We start from the raw sequence: 22,616 nt of genomic DNA, 5'->3' as shown, positions 1-22,616 counted from the left end.
AACATGAGCTTTCTACCGCAGGAAGTCATCCGCAGGAAACGCGACGGCAAAGAGCTCGAAACGGGTGAGATCGCCGATTTTGTCCGCGGGATCACCGATCACTCGGTCTCCGAGGGCCAGATCGCGGCCCTGGCCATGGCGGTGTATTTCAATGGAATGACGAGAGACGAGGCGGTCGCGCTGACAACGGCGATGCGCGATTCCGGGGACGTGCTGGCGTGGCCGGAAATAGACCGGCCGGTCGCCGACAAGCATTCCACCGGCGGTGTCGGCGACAATGTCTCGCTGATGCTGGCGCCGATCGTAGCGGCCTGCGGCGCTGCCGTTCCAATGATATCGGGGCGCGGCCTCGGTCACACCGGCGGCACGCTCGACAAGATGGAATCGATACCGGGCTACCAGGTCGTGCCGTCGAACGCGTTGTTCCGCAAGACGGTCGCGGATGTCGGCTGCGCCATCATCGGGCAGACCGGCTCACTCGCGCCGGCCGACAAGCGGTTCTACGGCATCCGCGACGTCACCGCGACGGTTGAATCGGTGCCGCTGATCACCGCGTCCATCCTGTCCAAGAAGCTGGCCGCCGGGCTGCAGGCGCTGGTGCTCGACGTCAAGACGGGCAATGGCGCCTTCATGGCCGATCCCGAGGCGGCCATCGAGCTGGCAAGAAGCCTCGTTTCCGTGGCCACCGGCGCCGGGCTGGCCACCTCGGCGATCATCACCGACATGAACGAGCCGCTGGCCAGCGCCGCGGGCAATGCCGTGGAGGTGCGCAACGCCGTGGAATTCCTCACCGGGCATCACCGGGACGCGAGGCTCGAGGCGGTGACCATCGAAATCGCCAGGCAAATGCTGTTCGACAGCGGTCTGTCCGACAGTCTCGAGGCGGCGGCCCAGGCGGCGCGCGACGCGCTCGATTCTGGCCGGGCCGCGGAGAAATTTGCCGCCATGGTCAGCGCCCTTGGCGGGCCGGCCGATTTCGTCGACGCCTATGAGACCCATCTGCCGAAGGCTCCGATCGTCCGCGACGTGACGATCGACGGGACGGGCTATGTGAGCGCCATCGACGCCCGCGGCATCGGACTTGCAGTTGTCGCGCTCGGCGGCGGCCGCACCCGGCCCCAGGACGATGTCGACCCGTCCGTGGGCCTCACCGACCTGGTCGCGCACGGCACCAGGCTGCAGCCCGGCGACTGCGTTGCGCGCGTGCACGCGGCCAGCGAGGCCGCCGCCGACGCCGCGGCGAGAAATGTCGTGCAAAGCTACCGATTGTCCGACAGCAGACCGGCTGCCGCGGAGGTCATCCTGACGCGGATCGAGGGCGCTAGCGGGTAAGCACCAGTTTTCCGTCGCGGGCCTGGTAGGACGAAAGACGGTTCAGGAAACTCATGCCGATCAACGTACCGGCCAGCGAATCGTCGTCGAGCACGAAAGCCTCGACATTGCGGATGCGGATGGACTTGAGCGCCACGGAATCCAGTTCGACACGGGCGGCCTTGACGGTCCCGTTGGCCGTCGTCACGCGGTATGTGAACATTGCCGGACTGAGGAACACACCGACCTGCCGGGCCGTCGAGCGGTTGATCGCGACGGCGGTCGCCCCGGTATCGACCAGCCCGGTCACCGTCCGGCCGTTGATCCGGAAATCGCCGCGGAAATGACCCCTCGGATCGGCGGTCAGCACCACGTCCCGGCCCCCGACATAGGAAGTGGCGACAGGCTCCGGCGCGATGACTTTGACGGTTTCCTGTTTCTCGGGCTTTTCAAGCGTCAATTGGCCGTCGACGATCTTGGGAACCGCGATCGCGATCCCGGAGACCATGCCCGCGAGGAGGACAATCCGCATCATGATTAACGCCCTTGTGCTTGTTTGCACGCAGTACAGCAGGAGATTCCTAACGGACCGTAATCCCGGTCCTGCACACCGACAGTGTGTGCGGCACTGGTTAGGGAAGCGTTAACTTATGGAGGCAGTTTACACTGATTCGCGGAGCGAGGCTGACGTCGGGCTTACTTCGTTCCGTACATCCTGTCGCCGGCATCGCCGAGACCGGGAACGATGTAGCCCTTGTCGTTCAGGTGACTGTCGATGGACGCAGTGAAGATCGGCACGTCCGGATGCGCCTTGCCGAAGGCCTCGACACCCTCCGGCGCGGCAAGCAGGCACAGGAAACGCAGATTGTGCGCGCCGCGTTCCTTGAGCTTCTCGACGGCGGCGATCGACGAATTGGCGGTCGCGAGCATCGGGTCGACGACGATGACCAGGCGGTCGCTGATGTCCTCCGGCGCCTTGAAGTAATATTCGACCGCCTGCAGGGTCTCGTGGTCGCGGTAAAGGCCGATATGGGCGACGCGTGCCGACGGCACCAGGTCGAGCATGCCTTCAAGCAGGCCGTTTCCGGCCCTCAGGATTGAAGCGAAAACGAGTTTCTTTCCGGCAAGCACCGGCGCGTCCATGGCGGTGAGCGGCGTTTCGATCGCCTCGTGCGTCAGGTCCAGTTCGCGCGTGACCTCATAGCAAAGCAGGGTCGATATCTCGCGCAGAAGCCGCCTGAACCCGGCGGTCGACGTGTCCTTCTTGCGCATGATCGTAAGCTTGTGCTGAACCAGGGGATGGTCGATGACAGTGACGCCGCCCATGTTTTGTTATCCTTCTTTTGCGTGCCCGGCATTGTGCATCCCCGGCAGCCGTGCGGCAAGGTGTGGCAACGCCCAAATGCCTTGCGGCCGATGGTTTGTCACAGTTTTGCGAGAAGCGCCGCGCGCGTCTCCTCGTCGACGAATGCGGCCTCGAGCGCCGTCCTTGTCGTGGCCAGGAGATCGTCGTCGGAAAGGCCGAATTCGGTTTGCGCGATGGCGTATTCCGCACCGAGGCTGGTGGCGAAATAGGGCGGATCGTCGGCGTTGAGCGTCACGCGCACGCCGGCGTCCCTGAGCGCCCGAAACGGGTGGTCGTCGAAGCCGGAAAAGACCGAAAGCGAGACGTTCGACCCGGGGCAGACCTCGAGCACGATCTCCTCCCTTGCGAGCTGTTCGACGAGCGCCGGATCCTCGATCGCCCGCACGCCGTGTCCGAGGCGCGTCGGTCGCACATGGTCCAGCGCGTCGCGGATACTGTCCGGACCGGCAATTTCCCCCGCATGGGTGGTGATGCCGAGGCCCGCGTCGCGGGCGATGTCGAAGGCGCGGGCAAAGTCGGCGTGCGAGCCGATGCGTTCGTCGCCGCCCATGCCGAAGCCGGTCACAAACGCGTGCGGCTGCGAGGCCGCGAACCGTGCCACATCGATGGCCGCCCCGGCATCGAAATGGCGCACGCAGGTGATGATCAGGCGACCTTCGATGCCGTGCGACTCGCGCGCCCGGCGGATGCCCTCGCCAAGCCCGTCGACATAGGCCTGTGGGCTGAGGCCGGCGCGGGTCGCGTGATCCGGCGAGATGAACACCTCGCTGTAGATAGCGCCTTCCTCCGCGATGGATACCAGGTAGCTCTGCGCCAGCAGCGCGTAGTCCTCCTCGGTCCTGAACAGCGCCGCCGCCGCGTCATAGGCGGTGAGGAAACTGGTGAAGTCGTTCCAGACGAAGCGTTGACCGTCGATCAGGTGCTCCATGTCGACGCCGTATTTCTGCGCCTGCCGGCGCACCAGGTCCGTCGATGCCGCACCCTCGATGTGGCAGTGAAGCTCGGCCTTGGGAATATGACGGGTCAAATGAAGCTCCTTCCATGTCGCCCGGGCGCGAGGCTCAGATGAGCGGCGACGCTTTCGCCGATATCGGCAAAGGTTTCCCTGATCCCGGCCGAGCCGGCGGTGACGGCGGATCCGAAGCACAGGATCGGCACGCGCTCGCGGGTGTGGTCATTGCCCCGCCAGGTCGGATCGCAGCCGTGGTCCGCCGTGATCACGACGAGGTCGTTGCGTCTCAGCTTGCGCGCGATCTCCGGCAGGCGCGCATCGAACCGTTCGAGGGCAGCCGCGTAACCGGGGACGTCCCGGCGGTGACCGTAAAGCATGTCGAAATCGACGAAATTCGTGAAAACGATATCGCCGTCGTCGGCGTCGTCCATCGCCGCCAACGTGGTGTTGAACAGCGCGTCGTTGCCGTCGGCCTTGCGCATCTCGCTGATGCCCTGGTGGGCGAAGATATCGCTGATTTTCCCGACGGCGATGACAAGGCGGCCGGCATCGCGGGCGCGATCGAGCAGCGTCGGTTCCGGCGGGGGAACGGAATAGTCGCGTCGGTTTCCGGTTCGGTGGAAATCCGCCGGCGTTTCGCCGACAAAAGGCCGCGCTATCACCCGCCCGATATTGAGCGGATCGACCAGCCTGCGGACCGTTTCGCACAGGCGATAGAGGCGATCGAGGCCGAAATGGGTTTCATGGGCGGCGATCTGGAAGACGCTGTCGGCGGATGTGTAGAAGATCGGCTGGCCCGAGCGGATGTGTTCCGCGCCATGGGCGTTGATAACTTCGGTTCCGGAGGCATGGCAGTTCGCGAGACTGCCGGAAAGCTCGCATTCTTCGTAGATCCGTTCCAGCAGTTCGGCCGGGAATGTCTCATCGCCCTCGGGGAAGTAGCCCCACTCGAACCGAACCGGCACGCCGGCGATCTCCCAGTGGCCGGACGGCGTGTCCTTGCCCAGCGAGACTTCGTTGGCGCAAGCGTAGCGCCCGATCGGCCGGACGGAATCGTCCATTTCCGCCGGGACGCGGCCGGTCGACAGCACGGCCGCCTGAACGAGGCCGAGCGATGTCAGGTTCGGCAGCAGGAGCGGTCCCTGTCTCAGTCCCTGCCGGTCGCCGAGACCGATGGCGCACTGCTCCGCGATATGTCCGAGGGTGTCCGACCCCGCATCGCCGAACCGGTCGGCATCCGGCGCTCCGCCAATGCCGAAGGAATCGAGAACAAGGATGATCGCGCGGGCCATGGATGTCCTTTTGGTTATTATTATTCAATGCGCCTAGAGCGATTTGTGATTAGCTTGATACATTTGATGGCGGAAAATCGGTCCATTCGGCTAGGCGCGCCGCGCAACGGTTCGATGACGCGGCGCGCCTCAAACTATTACGCGACACGGCGGTCGACAATAGCGATTTTTCTTGAATGGAATTGCGGCGGGCCTGTTGAACGGCGCGGGCGCGCCGTTCTTCTCACACGGGCGAACCGGGATCAGGTATTGCAGTCGCTGCAGGTGATCGATGTGCCAAGGCGCGGCCGCATGAAATAGGTCTCGTTGAGATTGAGCGAGCTCATCGCCGACCCGGTGAACGGTATCGAGGTGATGAAGTCATGAACATTGGTGATCTCGCCGCGGATATAGAAGGCATCCGCGATCATCAGGCTCGTCGGAATTTCAGCCGTTATGTCGTCGCCAACCGACGGCGGCGTGGTGCCGGTGCTGCCCCAGGACCAGGAGACCGTCGCCTCGTCGCCGGCGCCGTTTATGGTCACCGCCGTATAGACGAGATCGACATCGTCACTGGCATAGGGCGCGAGAATGCTGCCGGCCACGTCTTCCATGTCCTCGAGTTCGTCCTTGGACGTCGTCGTTCCCTGGGTGATCAGGTCGAGGGTGATATTGCCGGCCCGGGAGACCTTGGTATCAACGGACAGCGCGACGGTCATCTCGACGGCGCCGATGTAAAGGACAACCAGGATCGGTGCGACAAAGGCGAACTCGACCGCGCCGACGCCTTTCTTGTCGCGAATCAGGGAACGGGCGCAATCGAGCAGGCGCGTCATTGATGTGCGGTCCTGGTTGGCATTCGGGATCATTTGAGCGTCTCCGCAATCGGTTCGTCGGCCGCCGTCATTCGTCATAGGCTTCGTTGCGATAGGCCGTGGTGGCCACGATCAGGTAGTAATTCGCCTGGGATTCCCCGTCCGCAGTGATGTTTGCGATATAGGGGCGGAACAGGTCGACGGTGACCCTCCAGGTGTAGTAGGCGCGCAGGACGTTGATCGTCGATGCGCCGCCCGGATCGAAAGCGAATGCGCTGTCGTCGAGCTGGCCGCCGGAAATCGGAACATCCGTCGGAATCGAGGCGAAGTCCCCGTAGTTCTGCAGGTCGACATAGAGCCTGTCATCGACATCGGTGCCGCAGGTGAACATGATCGACACTTCGCTGCACAGCCTGGCGCGGAACTCGTCTTCGGTGACGTCCGTCGACTCGCCGGTGGCGAATGTCATCTGCCCGGTCCGCATCTCGCGGCCCAGCTTGTCAACGGCGTAGTTGAGCGTCTGCTCCGCGGCAAAGGCAATGCAGGTCTCGATAATGGCGAAGATGAGCAGGAAAAACGGGATCGCCAGCAGCGCGAATTCAATCGCCGCACCGCCGTTTTCGTCTCGCTTCAGCCGGAACCAGGAATGTTTCAGCCGCTTCTTGCGCACAGATCCGCTGTGCGCTCTGCTAAATAGGACCCGCATGACAACTCCGCTACATGGACCTGCCGGCAAATCCTAAGGCAAAGGAGTTTACAATCCGTATCCGAATTCGGTCGCATTCGACAAAGTATCTTTGCCGGTTGTTAACCGCATCCGGACTTCGAAATGGAATGACCTATTCCAGGTCCAGCTCCTCGCAAGAAGGCGTGCAGGACAGAACCTTCCGCTCCGTCTCGCGATAGACCTGCATCGTGTTGTGCGCTTCGAGCGAGACGAGGACGCGCTCGTCGACGATCGCATTGCCGTCATCGTCCAGAATGACCAGGTTGGTCGTGCCGAAGCTCTTTCCCGTCAGGATAATGGTCTGCGAATCGCTGACCGTGGCATCCGCGATATCCGCATTGCCGACGATCACCCGGCTGACGGGACGGTCGAGCTTGATCACCCGCGCATAGTCGAGTTCGACCCGGATCGTGTTTTCCGCCTTCGACGGAACGACGGCAAGTGCCAGGGCCGCTGCGCACAGCGTCAGCGCGAGGGTCTGTCTTCCCTTCGAACGGATATCTAACAGTTTGAACATGAAATGCTCCTCGAGCAGCGCCTAATGATGAAACTGCCCCAAAATGTCGCCCGGAATGGTGAATGAACGCTTAACGCGGGTCCCGTGCGGAACAAAAATGTGAACCGGGCATCAAAAGGGCAGGGCCGCGGCGGCCGGCCGTGTCGCGGCTGACGGCGGCTGTCTCGTGTGCCACTCATTATATTATATATCGCGAGAGGCGGCTGATTCTTCACAATTCCGGGGGCAGGGATTTTGCCCGGTCCGTTCGGTCGCAGTCGCATTAATCATGCATTCACCACACCGCCGCTCCGTTGCGGTGAACGATTCGGTAACCACGTTTTTTAAGAGGTTTTCAAATCCTGTTCGCTAGTTTGCTCGCATCCGATCAGCGGAAATAAGTTGACGGAAGTGCTGAACAAGTGGAGCAAGGAGTATTCCAAATGACTAAGGTTTTTGCACGTTTCATGAAAGACGAGTCCGGCGCGACCGCCATCGAATATGGCCTTATCGCTGCCCTGATCGCTGTTGCTGCCATCACCGCCATGGGTCTGGTCGGTAACGGTCTTAAGAACACGTTTGACGAAGTTCAGACCGAGCTCAACAGCTAAGTCTGACTGATGGTGACAATCGTCCTCATCGGCGATCACCAGTAAAAATTTGCACCGCCGGGGTTTTTCGATCCCGGCGGTCAATTTTTCTTAAGGCATGTACGCTCATATTCTCACGACCGCGATATACCGGGCCAGCCCGGGACGGGTCCCCGTTTAGGAGAATGAGATGATCAATGCGGCAATAATGGTGATATTCCCGTTGTGTCTCGCCTTTGCGGCGTTGATGGACATGCTGACGATGACGATACCGAACCGGGTGTCGCTGATTCTCCTCGCATCGTTTGCTGTTCTGGCGCCCATGACCGGCATGGACTGGGCGACATACGGGGAGCATTTTGCCGCCGGGCTCATCGTCTTCGCAGTCTGTTTCGTGCTTTTCGGATTCGGTGCCATGGGCGGCGGCGACGCCAAGCTCCTGACCGCAACGGCGGTGTGGTTCGGGTTGAACATGCTGCTTCTGCAGTATCTGATCTATGTGGCCCTGTTCGGCGGACTGCTGACCGTTGCCCTGGTGGTGGCGCGATCCGACCGGTTTGTTGCCTTCCGCTTTGGTCCGGTGGATCATCTGCTGAATTCGAATGTCGGCATTCCGTACGGTGTCGCCATCGGCGCGGCGGCACTGATGTGCTACCCGTCCACGGAACTGGCCCGGTACGCACTGGCGGGCGGAGGCTGACCGGCAATCCGCCGAGGCTGCCCGCTGAATCCGCTGCTGATTCCTTTTGTAATTTCCGGTTGCAGAAGCAACAACAAAAGACTGGAAATTGCAGCCCCCAGGACCCTCCTGCCCGGTACGGCGCATTAATTTGCCGTTAAGTAAGATTGGTAGCGCCGCATTAACCATAAGTACACGATTCATCCCGCATTGTTCCGCCAACGATTGGAACTGTGTCTCGGGGAAACGGTATGAAGCCCGCACGTTTAATAGTCTTGGCCGTCGCTCTGGTTGCCGCTGTCGCAGCCGGATATCTGATTTTGAACATTACCGGCAATCGCGATGACCAGCCGGTCCGCCAGGTCGTCAAGAAGGTGCAGACCGACGAGGTCCTTGTCGCATCGAGCAGCCTGCCGATCGGTTCTCGCCTCAGCAAGAAGAACCTGGACTGGCAGGACTGGCCGGAGGATGCGGTCAAGGACGGCTTCATCACCCGCTCGACGCGTCCGGATGCCGTCACCGAGCTGACCGGCTCGATTGTCAGGCTGCCGGTGTTCGAGGGCGAGCCGCTCCGCACGGAGAAGGTTGTCGATGCGGGCACCAGCATCATGTCGTCCATCCTGCCCTCCGGCAAGCGCGCGGTTTCAACCGGCATCTCGGTTGTAACGAGTGCCGGCGGATTCATCCTGCCGAACGACCGGGTGGACGTGATCATGGTCCGCAATTCGGATGAGGCCGGTTTCCTCACCGAGACGATCCTGGAGAACATCCGGGTTCTGGCGATCGACCAGCGCATCCAGGAAGACGAGGACGGCAAGAAGACGGCCGTTGGATCCACCGCCACGCTGGAACTTACGCCCGAGCAGGCGAAGATCATTGCCGTAGCGCAGCAGATGGCCGCGCGCCTGACGCTGGCTCTGCGCAGTGTCGCGGATGTTCAGGATCCGGACACCGGCGGTGCCGAGTACCTCCTGAGCGGAGAAGAGGGCGGCACCATCCAGGTGATCAAGTCGGGCACGATAACCAATGTCGGCGCAGCAAATTAGACCGGGGACAAAACAGTGCGTAGATCAAAAATTTCAGCTCTTGCATCAACCTTTGGTCGCCAGACTCTGTATGTCGGTGCGGCTGTCGCCCTAACCGCGGTCATGACCGGCGAGCCGTTCGTCGCCGCCGCCCAGGCCAACGAGGCGTCCATCAAGGTCCGCAAGTCCGGCGCCGGAAACGTCAAGGAAGTCAAGCTGGGACTGAACAAGGCGGTCGTCGTCGACCTGCCGGCCGATGCCCAGGACATCCTGGTGGCCGATCCGACGGTCGCCGACGCGGTCACCCGCACGTCGCGGCGCATCTACATCTTCGGCAAGGCGGTCGGCCAGACCAACATTTTCGTGTTCGGTCAGAACGGCAAGCAGATCGTCAGCCTCGATCTCGCGGTCGAACGCGACATAACCGGCCTGCAGCGGCAGCTCGCGCGCTTCATCCCGGATTCCGATATCCATGTCGAAATCATCAGCGACAACATCGTCCTGACAGGAACGGTGCGCACGCCGCAGGACGCATCGCGCGCCAGCCAGCTGGCCGAGATCTTCCTGAAAGGCGGTGAGGCGACGACCCGCAACATCACCGCGGTCGGCGATGGCGGCGATGCGGCGATCTTCGCGGAACAACGCCAGGTTTCCCAGATCATCAACCTGATCGACATCGAGGGCGAGGACCAGGTCACGCTCAAGGTCACGGTTGCCGAGGTCAGCAGGCAGATCCTCAAGCAGCTCGGCTTCAACACCTATTTCACCGGCTCGAGCGGCGGAACGGCCTTCTCGTCGATCAACCCTGTCGGGCTCGGCAAGGCGTTGAGCAACACCTCCGGCCTGTCGCAATTCAATCTCGGTGATTATTCGATCCAGGCCTATGTCCGGGCCATGGAACAGGCCGGCGTGATGAAGACGCTTGCCGAGCCGACATTGACGGCCATCTCCGGCGAGCGGGCGACCTTCTTTGTCGGCGGTGAGTTCCAGCTGGTCACCGGCCAGTCGGTCGATTCCAACACCGGGACCATCACCTACAGCTACGAAGCGAAGGAATGGGGCATCAGTCTTGCATTCACGCCGGTCGTCCTGTCGGCCGGCCGGATAAGCCTGCGGGTCCTGACCACGGTTTCCGAGCCGACCTTCGAGGGCAGCGTGTCGTTGAGTGGCGCCAACGGCCTCGGCGGTGTCACCGTCAACGGCGTTCGCCGCCGCGAGGCCGACACGGCCGTTGAACTTCCCTCCGGCGGTTCCATCGTGATCGCCGGCCTGGTTCGCGACGATCTGCGCCAGGTCATGGGCGGTTTCCCGGGCCTTTCCAAGGTGCCGGTGCTGGGAACGCTCTTCCGCAGCCGCGATTTCGTACGCAACGAGACCGAGCTGGTCATTATCGCCACGCCCTATCTCGTCCGCCCGGTTGCCCGCAACAAGCTTGCCCGGCCGGATGACAATCTCAACGCGACCAGCGATGGAGCCGCGAACTTCCTCGGCCGTGTGAACCGGGTCTACGGGCAGATGGAAACCGATCTGCCTCCGGGCCGCTACCACGGCGTGGTCGGATTTATTTACAAGTGTTGAGGGGTTGGAGTCACATCATGACGCATATGGACACTGTCTCGATGAAACGGCTAGCGCACCACCCCCGGGGTCATGGATCACTGATTTCGGTCAAGGCGGCGATGGTCATGGCGGCTGCGCTTCTGGCCGGCTGTGCCAATGTTCACGACATTGAGGTCGGTGCGGTGCCGGACGATTACCGCACCAATCATCCGATCATGATCGCCGAAAAGGCGCACACGATCGACGTTCCCATCGCCCGCGGCGAACGCAAGCTCAATTACGGCAGGGTCGCCTCCGTTCGCGGCTTCGCCTCCGAATACCGCGAAATGGCGTCCGGATCCGTGCAGATCATGACGCCGGTCGGATCGCCCAATGCCGGCGCCGCCTCGCGCATCGCCAAGCAGGTTCGCGGGATCCTGGTGGAGGAGGGCATACCGGCCCGCCGCATTGCCTATACATCCTACCAGGCGGCGGCGCAGAACGATGCCGCGCCGATCCGCCTGAGCTTTGTCGCCATCAGCGCCCACACCAACCAGTGTGGCAAGTGGCCGGAGGATCTGGTTACCAACACGATGGAGAACAAGCACTACGACAATTTCGGATGCGCGACGCAAAACAACCTGGCGGCCCAGATCGCCAATCCGTCGGATCTGATCGCACCGCGCGGCATGACTCCGATCGATGCACAGCGTCGCGACGTCGTCATTGAGAACTATCGGAAAAACGGTTCCTACGCCACGCCCAGTGAATAGCTGAGGTCTTGAGGGCATTTGGAGAACGCAAGGCAGGATGACCAAATGAGTGAGGTTGCTGAAAATCCCGGTGTAGATCAAAGCCTGATCGATGTGGGCGAGGATAACAGCGCGATGGACAATCTTCGTCCCTTGCCGCGTATATCGATACAGGCCTTTTGCGAATCGGACAGCCTGATGCAGACCATCAGTGCCCTGGCCGAGGACCGGCGGCTGGCGCGGGTGCATATGCGCACGATCAGCGGCGGCCTGGAAAAGGCCTGCACGATGTACGCCTCTTCGCCGACTCCGAACCTGATCATTCTGGAGAATTCGCTGAGCGGCGACGAACTGCTGAACCAGTTGGCCGAACTTGCCGACGTGTGCGACCCGACGACCAAGGTCATCGTCATCGGCTACGACAATGACGTGTTCCTCTATCGCGAGCTGATCCGCAGGGGGATCTCGGAATATCTGGTCGGGCCGGTCTCCATCGCCGATGTCATCCATGTCGTGTCGACAATCTTCGTCGATCCCGATGCCGAGCCGCTTGGTCGGACCATGGCCTTTATCGGCGCCAAGGGCGGCGTCGGATCCTCGACGGTGGCCCACAATTGCGCCTGGGGTATCTCCAGCCTGTTCGAGACGGAAGTCATCCTGGCGGATCTCGACCTGGCGTTCGGAACGGCAAACATCAATTTTGACCAGGATCCGCCCCAGGGCATCGCTGAAGCGGTGTTCGCGCCCGAACGGCTCGACGACGTCTTCCTCGAGCGGCTGCTGTCGAAATGCGCTTCGCATCTGTCGATGCTGGCGGCGCCGTCGATGCTTGACCGGACCTACGATTTCGGCGGCTCGACCTTCGAGCCGGTGCTCGAGATCGTCCAGCGTACCGCGCCGGTCGCGGTCCTCGACGTGCCGCATATGTGGACCAACTGGACCAAGGCCGTGCTTGGCGAGGTGGACGACGTCGTCGTCGTCGCAACGCCGGACCTGCCGAACCTGCGCAACACGAAGAACCTCATCGACACCTTGAGCAAGCTGCGGCCGAATGACCGTGCGCCGCGCCTGGTTCTCAATCAGGTCGGCGTTCCCAAGCGGCCGGAGATTTCGGTCGCCGATTTCTGCGAGCCGCTCGAAATCGACGCCACGGCGATCATACCGTTCGACGCCCAGCTGTTCGGAACGGCATCCAACAGCGGTCAGATGATAGCCGAAACCGATGCCAAGGCGCCGACCGCCGAGACCTTCTCGCAACTCGCCCACGTGCTGACGGGCCGTGCGGAGGTCAAAGCCCAGAAAAAATCCGGGCTGACGGGCCTGCGGTCCCTGCTGGCACGCAGATAATCCGACCGAGGGTTCCAAGTTTCAGGGGTAATACATGTTTGGCAAACGCGGAAAAGACGGATTTGGAAAGGTCGAGGAGACAGTTGTCGCCACGCCTCCCCTCGCGCCGGAGCTGGAGATGGAAAAGGAGCCTGAAGAGGCTCCTCCGCCCGCCGAATCGGCGCCCATGTCAAGCAACACCCCGATCGCGCCCGGCGGCAGCCGTCCTGAGAAGAAGAAGCGCACGTCCAAGAAGTCGGAAAACTACTACACGACCAAATCCCAGGTCTTCTCGGCGCTGATCGACACGATCGACCTGTCCCAGCTGTCCAAGCTGGACAACGAGAGCGCGCGCGAGGAAATCCGGGATATCGTCAACGATATCATCACCATCAAGAACTTCGCGATGTCGATCTCCGAGCAGGAGGAGCTGCTCGAGGATATCTGCAACGACGTTCTCGGCTACGGTCCGCTCGAGCCGCTGCTCGCCCGCGACGAGATCGCCGACATCATGATCAACGGCTCGGGCATCAGCTATATCGAGGTCAACGGCAAGGTCGAGGAAACCGATGTGCGTTTCCGCGACGAGAGCCAGCTGCTTTCGATCTGTCAGCGCATCGTCAGCCAGGTCGGCCGGCGCGTCGATGAATCGAGCCCGATATGCGACGCCCGCTTGCCCGACGGCTCGCGTGTCAACGTCATTGCGCCGCCGCTGGCCATCGATGGCACGGCATTGACGATTCGTAAGTTCAAGAAGGACAAGCTCACCCTCGATCAGCTCGTCAATTTCGGCTCGATCACCCCGGCCGGCTCGACAATTCTCCAGATCATCGGCCGTGTCCGCTGCAACGTCGTCATCTCCGGCGGAACGGGCTCCGGCAAGACGACCTTGCTGAACTGTCTGACCCGCTACATCGACGAAACCGAACGTGTCATCACCTGCGAGGACTCGGCGGAGCTTCAGCTTCAGCAGCCGCATGTCGTGCGCCTTGAGACACGGCCGCCCAATATCGAGGGCGAAGGCGAGGTCACCATGCGCGACCTGGTCAAGAACTGCCTGCGCATGCGTCCGGAACGCATCATCGTCGGCGAGGTCCGCGGGCCTGAGGTGTTCGACCTTCTGCAGGCGATGAATACCGGTCACGACGGCTCGATGGGAACGATCCACTCCAACTCGCCGCGTGAATGTCTGAGCCGTATCGAGTCGATGATCGCCATGGGCGGCTACTCGCTGCCGGCGAAGACCGTGCGCGAGATCATCGCCGGCTCGGTCGACGTCATCATACAGGCCGCCCGCCTGCGCGACGGTTCGCGGCGCATTACCCACATTACCGAGGTCACCGGGATGGAGGGTGACGTCATCATCACGCAGGATCTGATGACCTTCGATATCGATGGCGAGGATGCCAACGGCAACATTGTCGGCCGTCACATGTCGACCGGCATCGGCCGGCCGCATTTCTGGGAACGGGCCCGCTATTTCGGCGAGGAACGCCGTCTCGCCGAGGCAATCGACAGCCTGGAACAGGCCAATGAGTAGGCACCCGGCAGACCGGGACGTAAAAGTGGGAAAGGGCAGTCGATATGTTCGGAATTGAGATGCCGGTCCTGTTGATTATCCTGCTGGTGGCGATCGCCGCCGGCGGCCTTGCGTTTACGGTCCTGTTTCCGTCGATCGAGACCCAGAACAAGTCGGACCAACGCTACAAGCAGGTCAAGCGCGCGGAAACGGACATCAAGGCCATAAAGATGGCGCGCGAGAACATCAACAAGGAGGCCAAGCGGCGCAGGTCCGTACAGGAATCGCTCAAGGACCTTGAGGAAAAGCAGAAAAAGAAGGTCAACTACTCGTCGCCGCCACTGAAGATCGCGCTCTACCAGACAGGCTGGGGCATCAATGTCGCCCAGTTCTACATCGCCAGCCTGCTTTGCGGCCTTGCATTGGCTGCCGCCGCATTGATCATCGGAACACCGCTGTTCGTCGTGGCCGGGATGGCTGTTGTCGGTGGCCTGGGCGTGCCGCGCTGGATCGTTTCGTTCAAGCGGGCGCGTCGCTTCAAGGCATTTCTCGACGAATTCCCGAACGCCCTCGACGTCATCGTGCGCTCGATCCGCTCGGGCCTGCCGATCAATGACGCGCTCCGGATGATCGCCACCGAGGCGCAGGAGCCGCTGCGCACCGAGTTCAAGCGCATCGTCGAGGCCCAGCAGCTGGGCATGACCGTGCCGCAGGCCTGCGAACGGCTGCACGAAAACATCCCGATGCCGGAAACCAGTTTCTTCTCGATCGTCATCACGATCCAGGCGCAGGCGGGCGGCAACCTATCGGAAGCGCTTGCAAACCTGTCGCGCGTCATTCGCGACCGCAAGAAGATGAAGGCAAAGGTCAACGCGCTGTCGATGGAAGCCAAGGCTTCCGCCGTCATTATCGGTTCACTGCCGTTCTTCATCATGGCCTCGGTCTACATGACGTCGCCGGGCTACATCATGCCGCTTTTCACCGACCCGCGCGGACACCTGATCCTGGGTGCGTCCGCCATCTGGATGGTGATGGGTGTGCTGGTAATGCGCAACATGATCAATTTCGACATATGAGGCTTGAGCCGAAGCCGGTGATTCAAAGAGTAACCCTGTCATGATCAAGACGCTCACAGATCCAACATTCGTTGCGGCAGTTCTTGTCGGAATCGCTATTTTCGCCACGATGGTTACGGTCATCATGCCGTTCTTCGAGCGCGGCGACCTGAAGGCGCGCATGAAATCGGTTGCCCTCGAGCGTGACGAGATCAGGGCACGCGAGCGGGTGCGTCTGAATGCCGAGGCCAATTCACGCGGCTCGCTTCGGCATGACAACAACACCTCCATCCGCCAGTTTGTTGAAAAGCTGAACCTTCGGGAGGCGCTGGTCGACAGCACCACCGTCAAGAAAATGCGGATTGCCGGTTTTCGGACGCAGAACGCCCTGAACATATTCCTGTTCGCGCGGTTTACGCTTCCGTTCGTCTTCCTGGTGGCCGCGGTGTTCTACGTTTTCTGGCTGGACGGTTTTGCGGATCAGCCGACCGCCATACGGGTTCTAATCTGCATTGGTGCGGCGTATCTGGGGTTCTACGCCCCCAACATCTACGTTTCCAACAAGACCGCGAAACGGCAGAAATCGATCCGCATCGCCTGGCCCGATGCGCTCGACCTGATGCTGATCTGTGTCGAATCGGGCGTATCGATCGAGTCCGCGTTCCGGCGTGTTGCCGACGAGGTCGCCAACCAGTCGGCGCCGCTCGCCGAGGAACTCGTGCTGACCACCGCCGAGCTCTCCTATCTCGACGAACGCCGCAAGGGTTTCGAAAACCTCGGCGACCGCACCGGGCTCGAGCCGGTGAAATCGGTCTGCCAGGCGCTGATTCAGGCGGAACGGTACGGAACGCCGGTTGCACAGGCACTGCGTGTCCTGGCCCAGGAAAGCCGCGACATGCGCATGACCGAGGCTGAGAAGAAAGCGGCCGCCCTGCCGCCGAAGCTGACGGTGCCGATGATCCTGTTCTTCCTGCCGGTTATCTTCGGCGTGATCCTCGGGCCGGCGCTGATGAGCGTCTTCGACACGGTCGGATTCTGATAGAGCGGCACCCACTGCCCAATAAAAAACCCGGCCGTAACGGCCGGGTTTTTGTTTGCCTGCTTGGCGCCGGGGCGCGTTAGCTTTTCTTGTCTTTCAGTTTTGCCCAGGCGTTCTGCTGGGCCATCATCGAGCGCAGGTAGGCGACATTGGCCTGTGCCTGCTCGCGGGAGAGTTCCGCCTTGGCGATTTGCTCCGCTTCCTGGAAGCGGCCCTGCAGGCCGACGACGAGCGCCAGGTTCTGGCGCACGCGGCTGTCGGCACCGGGTTTTGCAACTGCCTTTTTCAGATAGGTCTCGGAAGTCGGCAGATCGCCGGAGAGCAGATAGGACATGCCGAGATTGGACAGAACCGAAGGTTCGTCCGGCATGATGTCGAGCGCCTTGCGGTAGAGCCGCCGCGCCTCGTTGGACTTTCCGAGCTGATCGAGTATCGCGCCTTCAGCGGAAAACAGTCTCCAGTCCGGCTGGTCCGGCGTCTGCGCGCGCTTGATCGTGTCGAGCGCCGCCTCAAGCTGTCCGGCCGAGGCCTGGGCCTTTCCGTAGCTCGCCAGCACGTCGCGGTCGGCAGGATGGTGTATGGCGACCTGCTGCATGACGGCTAGCGCCTGGTCGTCCCGCCCAGTCATGCGCAGCAGCGTGGCATAGTTGATCCCGACGGCCTTGTCCTTCGGATTGGCCTTGTAGGCCGATGCGTATTTCCCCTCGACCCGCGAAAGCTCCGAACTGTTCATCTGCGAAATCGGCTTGCTGCCGGCCGAGATCGAGCCGGTTTTCATCTTGCTGACATTGGCACAGCCGGCGAGGGCGGCTGTCAGGGCGATGGCGCATACCGTTCTTGCGAGTTGTGACCGGCGTATTGTTCTGGAATTCCCCATTCGACGACCCCGTTTCCGTCTGTTTTGCACGGTTGCCGGGGCAGTTCAGCGACTGCGAACAATCTTGCGGCCCGGTGATTCCACTTTGCCGCGGAATGCTTTAGCTTCGGATGATCTGCCCTCCGTTCAATAAATATTCTGTTAACCCTAATGGATGGTTAACAACGCCAGCCGAGGTAACCCATGACGACCGATTGTTTTGTCGATGCCGATGAAGCCAGCCTTCCGGTGTTCCTGATCAGCAAGGAAGACATCGAGCAGAAAAGACCGGATCCGGCCGTGCAGTCGTGGATCGACCAGACGGGTTTCGGAGCATCGGAAGGTGAGTTCCAGCTGCTGCCCGGCGAGGACCGCACCGTATCGGGGGCCCTGTTCGGAATCGGCGGCGGCGTTGACGACAGGCCATTCGCCGCCGGCGCGCTGGCCCGGAAGCTGCCGGCGGGCAACTGGCGGCTGGAGAATGCCGGCGGCGCCGCCTCGCTGATGGCGCTGGGTTTCGGCCTCGGAAGCTACCGTTTCGACCGTTACAGGAAGCGCGATACAAAAGCCGTCAGGCTTGTTTGCGCAAGCCGCGAGGAACGGGTGTCTCTGGAGCGAATATTGCGCGGCTGCTGCCTCGCCCGCGATCTCGTCAACACGCCCGTGAACGACATGGGGCCGGACGAACTTGAAAAGAGCCTGCGCGACCTGGCATCGCAGCATTCGGCAAAGGTGGCGAGCACCGCCGGCGACGCGCTGCTGGACGAGAATTTTCCGATGATCCACGCGGTGGGCCGGGCGAGCAGATCGGCGCCGCGTCTGCTCGATCTGACCTGGGGACGCGAGGACGCGCCCAAGGTCACGCTCGTCGGCAAGGGCGTTTGCTTCGATACCGGCGGCCTTGATATCAAGCCCGCCGCGGGCATGCTTTTAATGAAGAAGGACATGGGCGGCGCCGCGAATGTGCTGGGCCTCGCATCGATGATCATGGATGCCGGTCTTCCCGTGCGCCTGCGCGTCTTGATACCGGCGGTCGAGAACGCCATTGCCGGCAATGCTTTCCGGCCCGGTGACATACTGACCAGCCGGAAGGGCCTGACCGTGGAGATCGGCAACACCGACGCCGAGGGGCGGCTGGTGCTTGCCGATGCGCTGTCGCTCGCCGACGAGGAGGCGCCGCAGCTGATGATCGACATGGCAACGCTCACCGGTGCGGCGCGGGTGGCGTTGGGGCCGGATCTGCCGCCCTACTATTGCCGGGGCGATGCTTTCGCGGCGGCACTCGATGCCGCTGCCGTGGAGGTCCGCGATCCGGTCTGGCGCATGCCGCTGTTCGATCCCTACGACCGCAACCTGTCCTCGCCGATCGCCGATCTCAACAATGCGCCGCCCGGCGGCATGGCCGGATCGATCATCGCCGCGCTGTTTCTCGCCCGGTTCGTCGAAAAGGCGCAGGAATGGGCGCATTTCGACATCTATGCATGGAACCCGAAGCAGAAACCGCACGCGCCCGTCGGCGGGGAGGCCCAGGCCATACGCGCCCTGTTCCATCTTCTGTGCACCCGTCATCCGGCATGAACGGGTACGCTGCCCGCCTGGTTTTGACGGCAACGGCCGAGAATGATACGGTAGCGAAACAATCACCGGTTTCAGGGGTCGGACAGCAAAATGAGCCTGGCACTCAGCCCATCGCAGGCGCTGCATCTCTGGCACAGCGCGTCGCTCAGGCTGGTGCAGTCGGATGCGCATGACCTGACGCTGCGCCAGCTCAGCATATTGCTCCACATCTACCTCGTGCCGCCGCCGCACACGGTGCGCGGCCTTGCGGCAACGCTCGGCGTGACCAAACCGGTCATTACCCGGGCGCTGGATTCCATGGGAGCGCTGGGCCTGGTGCGTCGCACGCGCGACGAGAAGGACAAGCGCAACGTCATCATCCAGCGCACGGTCGACGGCGCGCTCTATCTTGAGAGGCTCGGCGACATCATCATTGACGAGGGACGGGAGTTGACCCCTTGAGCGGCGGTCTCGACAGTCGGCTCAATGCCTATCGCTCCGATCTCGCAGACATCGCGCTGAAGGACCGGGTCAGCGCCACGAATTATGTAGCCGGGGAACGACGGATCGTCACCAAGCCCGTCCTTAATATGCGCGACCTTCCGGACGACGGATCAAGCATTGGCACGCAGGCGCTGATGGGCGAAGCCGTCACCCTCTTCGAGGAGCGCGACGGCCGGGGCTGGGTGCAGTTGGAGACCGATGGCTATGTCGGCTACGTCGATACCGGAGGGCTTGGCCCGCCCGGCGCCGAGCCGACCCACATTGTCACGGTTCCGAGGACCTTTCTCTACCGGGCCGCCGATCTGCGCAGTCCGGTTCGGACCGTATGCTCCATCGGCAACCGGCTCGCGGTAACAGGCAGCGAAACGACGCGCGGCACTGAATACCTGCTGCTTGACGGCGGCGGTGCCGTGATCGCCGCGCATGTCGCACCGTTGCCCTATCGGGCCGATGACTATGTCGGCATTGCCGCGATGTTTCTGAACACCCCGTATCTCTGGGGCGGACGTTCGGGTTTCGGGGTCGACTGCTCCGGTCTGGTGCAGCTCGCGATGGCGATGTGCGGCACGTCGGCGCCGCGCGATACCGACATGCAGGAAGCGGGTCTGGGCGAACCCGTCGATGCCGGTACGGACTATGCGGGCCTCAGGCGCGGCGATCTCGTCTTCTGGAAGGGGCACGTGGCGGTCGTCGAGGGCGGGGGGACCGTGCTTCATGCCAGCGGCCACGCCATGCAGGTGGTACGCGAGCCGCTGACGCAGGCCATCGACCGGATCGGCCGGCTGTTCGGGCCGCCGACGACGACGCGCCGGCCCTGATCTATTCGATCCGGTCATCGGACCGCGGATCCTTGTAGCGGTTGAGGTCCAGCAGCCCTGCCTGCAGCGGGTTTTCGGAATTCATCGCCGCCTGCACCCGGTCCACGCTGGCCCAGAATCCGGGGCTCGCGCGGCGCACGCCGTATTGCCCGACAAAGCGCATGTAACCGTCCTGGTCGGCAACCGAAACCAGGTCGGCCAGGAAGGCGGGCAGCTCCGTCTCGGTGATCCTGAAGTAAAAATTCGGATAGCTCGCAAACTGTCCCGGCACGATGGTCAGCCGGTCGTCCTGCGGTTCGCGGCGATAGGCTTCGCGGAACAGGAACGCGACATTGCTGTGCGCCTTGTCGTGCGCCAGCGTGAAGATCAACGGTGTGTCCGGCGTCTCGACCACAAGCACCGCAATGTCCGGCAGATATTTGACCCATGCGCCCTTTCGGCTGGCAATCGCCCGCAGCCGGCCCGGCGGCGTGTCCGGATCGGCGCATTGCGCGCCGGAGCAGCGGTTGATGGGATCGGCCGTCGGCCACAGCCGCGGCCCCCTGGTCAACAGCGACAGGAGAAACTCCGTCTTCGGATCGTCCGTCTTAAAGTCGATGGCCGTCGGCGTACTGGTATCGACAGGCTGTTCCTTCCAGCGGTCGACCAGCTCGGCGAGCGGGCCGCGATACCAGCTGTCGTGCAGCGGCGCGCGCACCTCCGGCGGCAGGAAGGAAAGGAAGATCGTTTCGCCCTCGCGGCGCAGATTGTCCATGTAGAACCGGGTGGTCAGCTGGTGCTCGATACTGCCGAACACGTCGAAACCGGCGACGAGGTCGTAATAGATGCGCTCGAACAGCGGATAGTCGATCACCCAGGCGGTCTCCGGGACCGCTCCAACGAAACCGGTAACGACAGAGGCGTTGTCGAAGTTCCTGAATACGGTCAGGTGTGCGTCGGGATTGCTGCCGTCGCCGTCCCAGATGTCGGAATAGGCCGGTCCCTCGGCATAGGAAGGCGCCGCCCGGTAGCGCCGGTCCCTGAACCGCAGATATTCCACCGGCCCCGAGGCAAGAAAACCGGCCAGCCGGTCCTCGAGGCCGCCCTCCGCATGCGCGACCGGCAGTTCCAGAAGCGGCGCGGCCTCACGCAGATAGGAGGGCTCGGTCACCGACAGGTCGGCCGAAGGATCGAGGAAGGACACCCAGAACCGGTCCTCGATCACATCCACAGCCACCTGGCCGTAGCAGACTGGGCCGCGGATGAAGCTGCGCACGAAGAAGAGCGCATCGTCGAGCAGGAACCGGTAGCGTCCCTCCGCCGGCATCGCGGAGAAGGTCGAAAACGGATCGCCGCCGGCCGCCGCCGAATAGGGCGGCAGGGCCTCGACGTCCCAGTCGCCGGACAGAAACAGCGACCGGTAGCGCCCGATCCGTTCGGGTCCGATCTCGTAGACCACGTGTTCCTTGTGCAGGATCGTTCCGTCGATCGGAACGATCCGGTAGTAGAACGGTTTTTCGCCCGGATCGTCGAACGGCCGTCTCGTGGCGATTTCGTCCGCCGCGGTCCCCGGCGGCGTGCGCGACCGGATCAGCCGGAAGAACCGGTCCGGGGTATCGTTTTCGATATGCAGATGGGCAAGGAACAGGTGCTCGTAGATGTAGCGCGCCACCAGCCTGCTGCGGTTGTCCTCGCCGTTCAGGAATGTCTCGACCGCGTCGACGCGAAGGCTGACCTCCTCCGGCACATCGGTTTTTGCGCTCGGCAGCGGCGCGCCTGATGTCGCCCAATCCGACAAAAGGCGGTACTCGCTGTCGCTCAGGGGCGCCGTGCCGTAGGGCATGCCGCCATGCGGATGGCCCGCGGCATAACCGTCCAGTTCATCGGGTGCCGGGCAGCTCAGCTTGCGGTGAAGGTCGAGGCTGACATCGTCCGGAAGCGCCTCGTTCGCCGGTGGCGGGTTGGCCCGTCCGAGATCGAGGAGACCGGAGATGATCGACGGATAGGCCTCCGGCGCCGCGGCGTTCTTCATCACCGGATAGAATCCCAGCTTTTGCCAGCCGGCCTGTGTCGTGGCATCGATGCCGAGCCGTGTCAGCGGCGCGTCGTTCAGGCGAGACGGATCGTACACCCGTTCCTTGCTGGCACCGCGCAGCAGCCCGTCGGCGGAGGAAAGCTTCAGTTGGCAGGGCGCATCGTAGCAGCCGTGGCACACGACGCAGCGCTTTTCGACGACATCGAAAACGCCCGACCATTTCCGGTCCGAAGCCATGCGCTGCGCCGTGTCGAGAACCGGAATCGGGGGATATTCGCTTGTATCTGCCGCAGGCTCGTCATTGCCGCATGCCGCCAGTGCCGAGAGCGCGACGACGGACAGCAATGTCCTGAGCGGCCAGGCACGAAGCCGGTTTTTTCTCGCACGGCGAACCATGCGGCGAGT

At 62.5% G+C, this 22,616-nt stretch carries 22 protein-coding genes; 13 read left to right on the top strand and 9 right to left on the bottom strand.

What is annotated here, in order from left to right; translation table 11 throughout:
- The first annotated feature begins 3 nt into the window (after nucleotides 1–3).
- A complete protein-coding gene (deoA, locus tag E4M07_RS07955; RefSeq protein ID WP_136657779.1) occupies nucleotides 4–1,332 on the top strand; it encodes a thymidine phosphorylase in 1,329 nt (442 codons plus the stop codon).
- Here the strand turns inward: deoA and E4M07_RS07950 are convergent.
- The 7 genes from E4M07_RS07950 to E4M07_RS07920 form a co-directional block, all read right to left on the bottom strand.
- Complete coding sequence (locus tag E4M07_RS07950) at nucleotides 1,322–1,846, bottom strand: TIGR02281 family clan AA aspartic protease (protein ID WP_136657778.1); 525 nt, start codon at nucleotides 1,844–1,846, stop codon at nucleotides 1,322–1,324. The two genes, deoA and E4M07_RS07950, sit on opposite strands and share 11 nt — an antisense overlap.
- A 161-nt stretch (nucleotides 1,847–2,007) precedes the next feature.
- Nucleotides 2,008–2,637 carry a uracil phosphoribosyltransferase gene (gene upp, locus E4M07_RS07945; RefSeq protein ID WP_136657777.1) on the bottom strand — a complete coding sequence of 210 codons (630 nt, stop codon included), beginning with the start codon at nucleotides 2,635–2,637 and terminating at the stop codon, nucleotides 2,008–2,010.
- Nucleotides 2,638–2,735: 98 nt separating this feature from the next.
- A complete protein-coding gene (locus tag E4M07_RS07940; RefSeq protein WP_136658464.1) occupies nucleotides 2,736–3,692 on the bottom strand; it encodes an adenosine deaminase in 957 nt (318 codons plus the stop codon).
- A gap of 8 nt (nucleotides 3,693–3,700) precedes the next feature.
- Entirely contained in the window at nucleotides 3,701–4,921 is a 1,221-nt protein-coding gene (locus tag E4M07_RS07935) for a phosphopentomutase (RefSeq protein ID WP_136657776.1), read from the bottom strand.
- Nucleotides 4,922–5,163: 242 nt separating this feature from the next.
- Nucleotides 5,164–5,769 carry a TadE/TadG family type IV pilus assembly protein gene (locus E4M07_RS07930; protein ID WP_169054128.1) on the bottom strand — a complete coding sequence of 202 codons (606 nt, stop codon included), beginning with the start codon at nucleotides 5,767–5,769 and terminating at the stop codon, nucleotides 5,164–5,166.
- Nucleotides 5,770–5,803: 34 nt separating this feature from the next.
- A complete protein-coding gene (locus E4M07_RS07925; RefSeq protein WP_136657774.1) occupies nucleotides 5,804–6,421 on the bottom strand; it encodes a TadE/TadG family type IV pilus assembly protein in 618 nt (205 codons plus the stop codon).
- A gap of 133 nt (nucleotides 6,422–6,554) precedes the next feature.
- Nucleotides 6,555–6,959: a pilus assembly protein N-terminal domain-containing protein gene (locus tag E4M07_RS07920; RefSeq protein WP_136657773.1), complete on the bottom strand. Its 405-nt coding sequence runs from the start codon at nucleotides 6,957–6,959 to the stop codon at nucleotides 6,555–6,557.
- A 422-nt stretch (nucleotides 6,960–7,381) separates the two neighbouring features.
- Here E4M07_RS07920 and E4M07_RS07915 point away from each other — a divergent pair, with 422 nt between their 5' ends.
- The 9 genes from E4M07_RS07915 to E4M07_RS07875 all read left to right on the top strand — a co-directional run bounded on the left by E4M07_RS07915 (nucleotide 7,382) and on the right by E4M07_RS07875 (nucleotide 16,462).
- On the top strand, nucleotides 7,382–7,549 hold the full coding sequence (locus tag E4M07_RS07915; RefSeq protein ID WP_136657772.1) for a Flp family type IVb pilin: 168 nt from the start codon (nucleotides 7,382–7,384) through the stop codon (nucleotides 7,547–7,549).
- 169 nt (nucleotides 7,550–7,718) lie between these two features.
- Entirely contained in the window at nucleotides 7,719–8,228 is a 510-nt protein-coding gene (locus E4M07_RS07910; protein WP_136657771.1) for a prepilin peptidase, read from the top strand.
- Between the two features lie 230 nt (nucleotides 8,229–8,458).
- Nucleotides 8,459–9,253: a Flp pilus assembly protein CpaB gene (cpaB, locus tag E4M07_RS07905; protein ID WP_136657770.1), complete on the top strand. Its 795-nt coding sequence runs from the start codon at nucleotides 8,459–8,461 to the stop codon at nucleotides 9,251–9,253.
- A 102-nt stretch (nucleotides 9,254–9,355) separates the two neighbouring features.
- The gene (locus E4M07_RS07900) at nucleotides 9,356–10,810 is read left to right on the top strand and encodes a type II and III secretion system protein family protein (RefSeq protein WP_136658463.1); all 1,455 of its coding nucleotides are present in this window, start codon (nucleotides 9,356–9,358) and stop codon (nucleotides 10,808–10,810) included.
- Between the two features lie 17 nt (nucleotides 10,811–10,827).
- Nucleotides 10,828–11,544, top strand: a complete 717-nt coding sequence (locus tag E4M07_RS07895; protein ID WP_246660390.1) for a CpaD family pilus assembly protein — start codon at nucleotides 10,828–10,830, stop codon at nucleotides 11,542–11,544.
- Nucleotides 11,545–11,589: 45 nt separating this feature from the next.
- A complete protein-coding gene (locus tag E4M07_RS07890; protein ID WP_136657769.1) occupies nucleotides 11,590–12,870 on the top strand; it encodes a CtpF protein in 1,281 nt (426 codons plus the stop codon).
- A 34-nt stretch (nucleotides 12,871–12,904) separates the two neighbouring features.
- Nucleotides 12,905–14,389 (top strand): CpaF family protein, encoded by a 1,485-nt coding sequence (locus tag E4M07_RS07885; RefSeq protein WP_136657768.1) that lies wholly within the window; start codon nucleotides 12,905–12,907, stop codon nucleotides 14,387–14,389.
- A 44-nt stretch (nucleotides 14,390–14,433) separates the two neighbouring features.
- Nucleotides 14,434–15,444, top strand: coding sequence for a type II secretion system F family protein (locus E4M07_RS07880; protein ID WP_136657767.1), 1,011 nt, complete (start codon nucleotides 14,434–14,436; stop codon nucleotides 15,442–15,444).
- Between the two features lie 40 nt (nucleotides 15,445–15,484).
- The gene (locus E4M07_RS07875; RefSeq protein WP_136657766.1) at nucleotides 15,485–16,462 is read left to right on the top strand and encodes a type II secretion system F family protein; all 978 of its coding nucleotides are present in this window, start codon (nucleotides 15,485–15,487) and stop codon (nucleotides 16,460–16,462) included.
- A 79-nt stretch (nucleotides 16,463–16,541) separates the two neighbouring features.
- On the opposite strand, the gene E4M07_RS07870 is transcribed toward E4M07_RS07875, so the two are convergent.
- Nucleotides 16,542–17,240 (bottom strand): tetratricopeptide repeat protein, encoded by a 699-nt coding sequence (locus tag E4M07_RS07870; RefSeq protein ID WP_246660424.1) that lies wholly within the window; start codon nucleotides 17,238–17,240, stop codon nucleotides 16,542–16,544.
- Nucleotides 17,241–17,522: 282 nt separating this feature from the next.
- Between E4M07_RS07870 and E4M07_RS07865 the strand changes: the two genes are divergently transcribed.
- The 3 genes from E4M07_RS07865 (at nucleotide 17,523) to E4M07_RS07855 (ending at nucleotide 20,197) form a co-directional block, all read left to right on the top strand.
- Complete coding sequence (locus E4M07_RS07865) at nucleotides 17,523–18,896, top strand: leucyl aminopeptidase family protein (protein ID WP_136657764.1); 1,374 nt, start codon at nucleotides 17,523–17,525, stop codon at nucleotides 18,894–18,896.
- A gap of 90 nt (nucleotides 18,897–18,986) precedes the next feature.
- Nucleotides 18,987–19,337 (top strand): MarR family winged helix-turn-helix transcriptional regulator, encoded by a 351-nt coding sequence (locus tag E4M07_RS07860; protein ID WP_136657763.1) that lies wholly within the window; start codon nucleotides 18,987–18,989, stop codon nucleotides 19,335–19,337.
- Nucleotides 19,334–20,197 carry an NlpC/P60 family protein gene (locus E4M07_RS07855; protein ID WP_136657762.1) on the top strand — a complete coding sequence of 288 codons (864 nt, stop codon included), beginning with the start codon at nucleotides 19,334–19,336 and terminating at the stop codon, nucleotides 20,195–20,197. The genes E4M07_RS07860 and E4M07_RS07855 overlap by 4 nt, the downstream gene beginning before the upstream one ends.
- A 1-nt stretch (nucleotide 20,198) precedes the next feature.
- Here E4M07_RS07855 and E4M07_RS07850 read toward each other — a convergent pair whose 3' ends face one another.
- Entirely contained in the window at nucleotides 20,199–22,607 is a 2,409-nt protein-coding gene (locus E4M07_RS07850; protein WP_206057200.1) for a fatty acid cis/trans isomerase, read from the bottom strand.
- Nucleotides 22,608–22,616: the final 9 nt, after the last annotated feature.

The organism is Nitratireductor sp. XY-223, assembly GCF_004959855.1.
Lineage (GTDB): Bacteria > Pseudomonadota > Alphaproteobacteria > Rhizobiales > Rhizobiaceae > Hoeflea_A.
The sequence above is the reverse complement of the archived record's forward strand: the minus strand, read 5'-3'. Positions and strand labels throughout refer to the sequence as shown.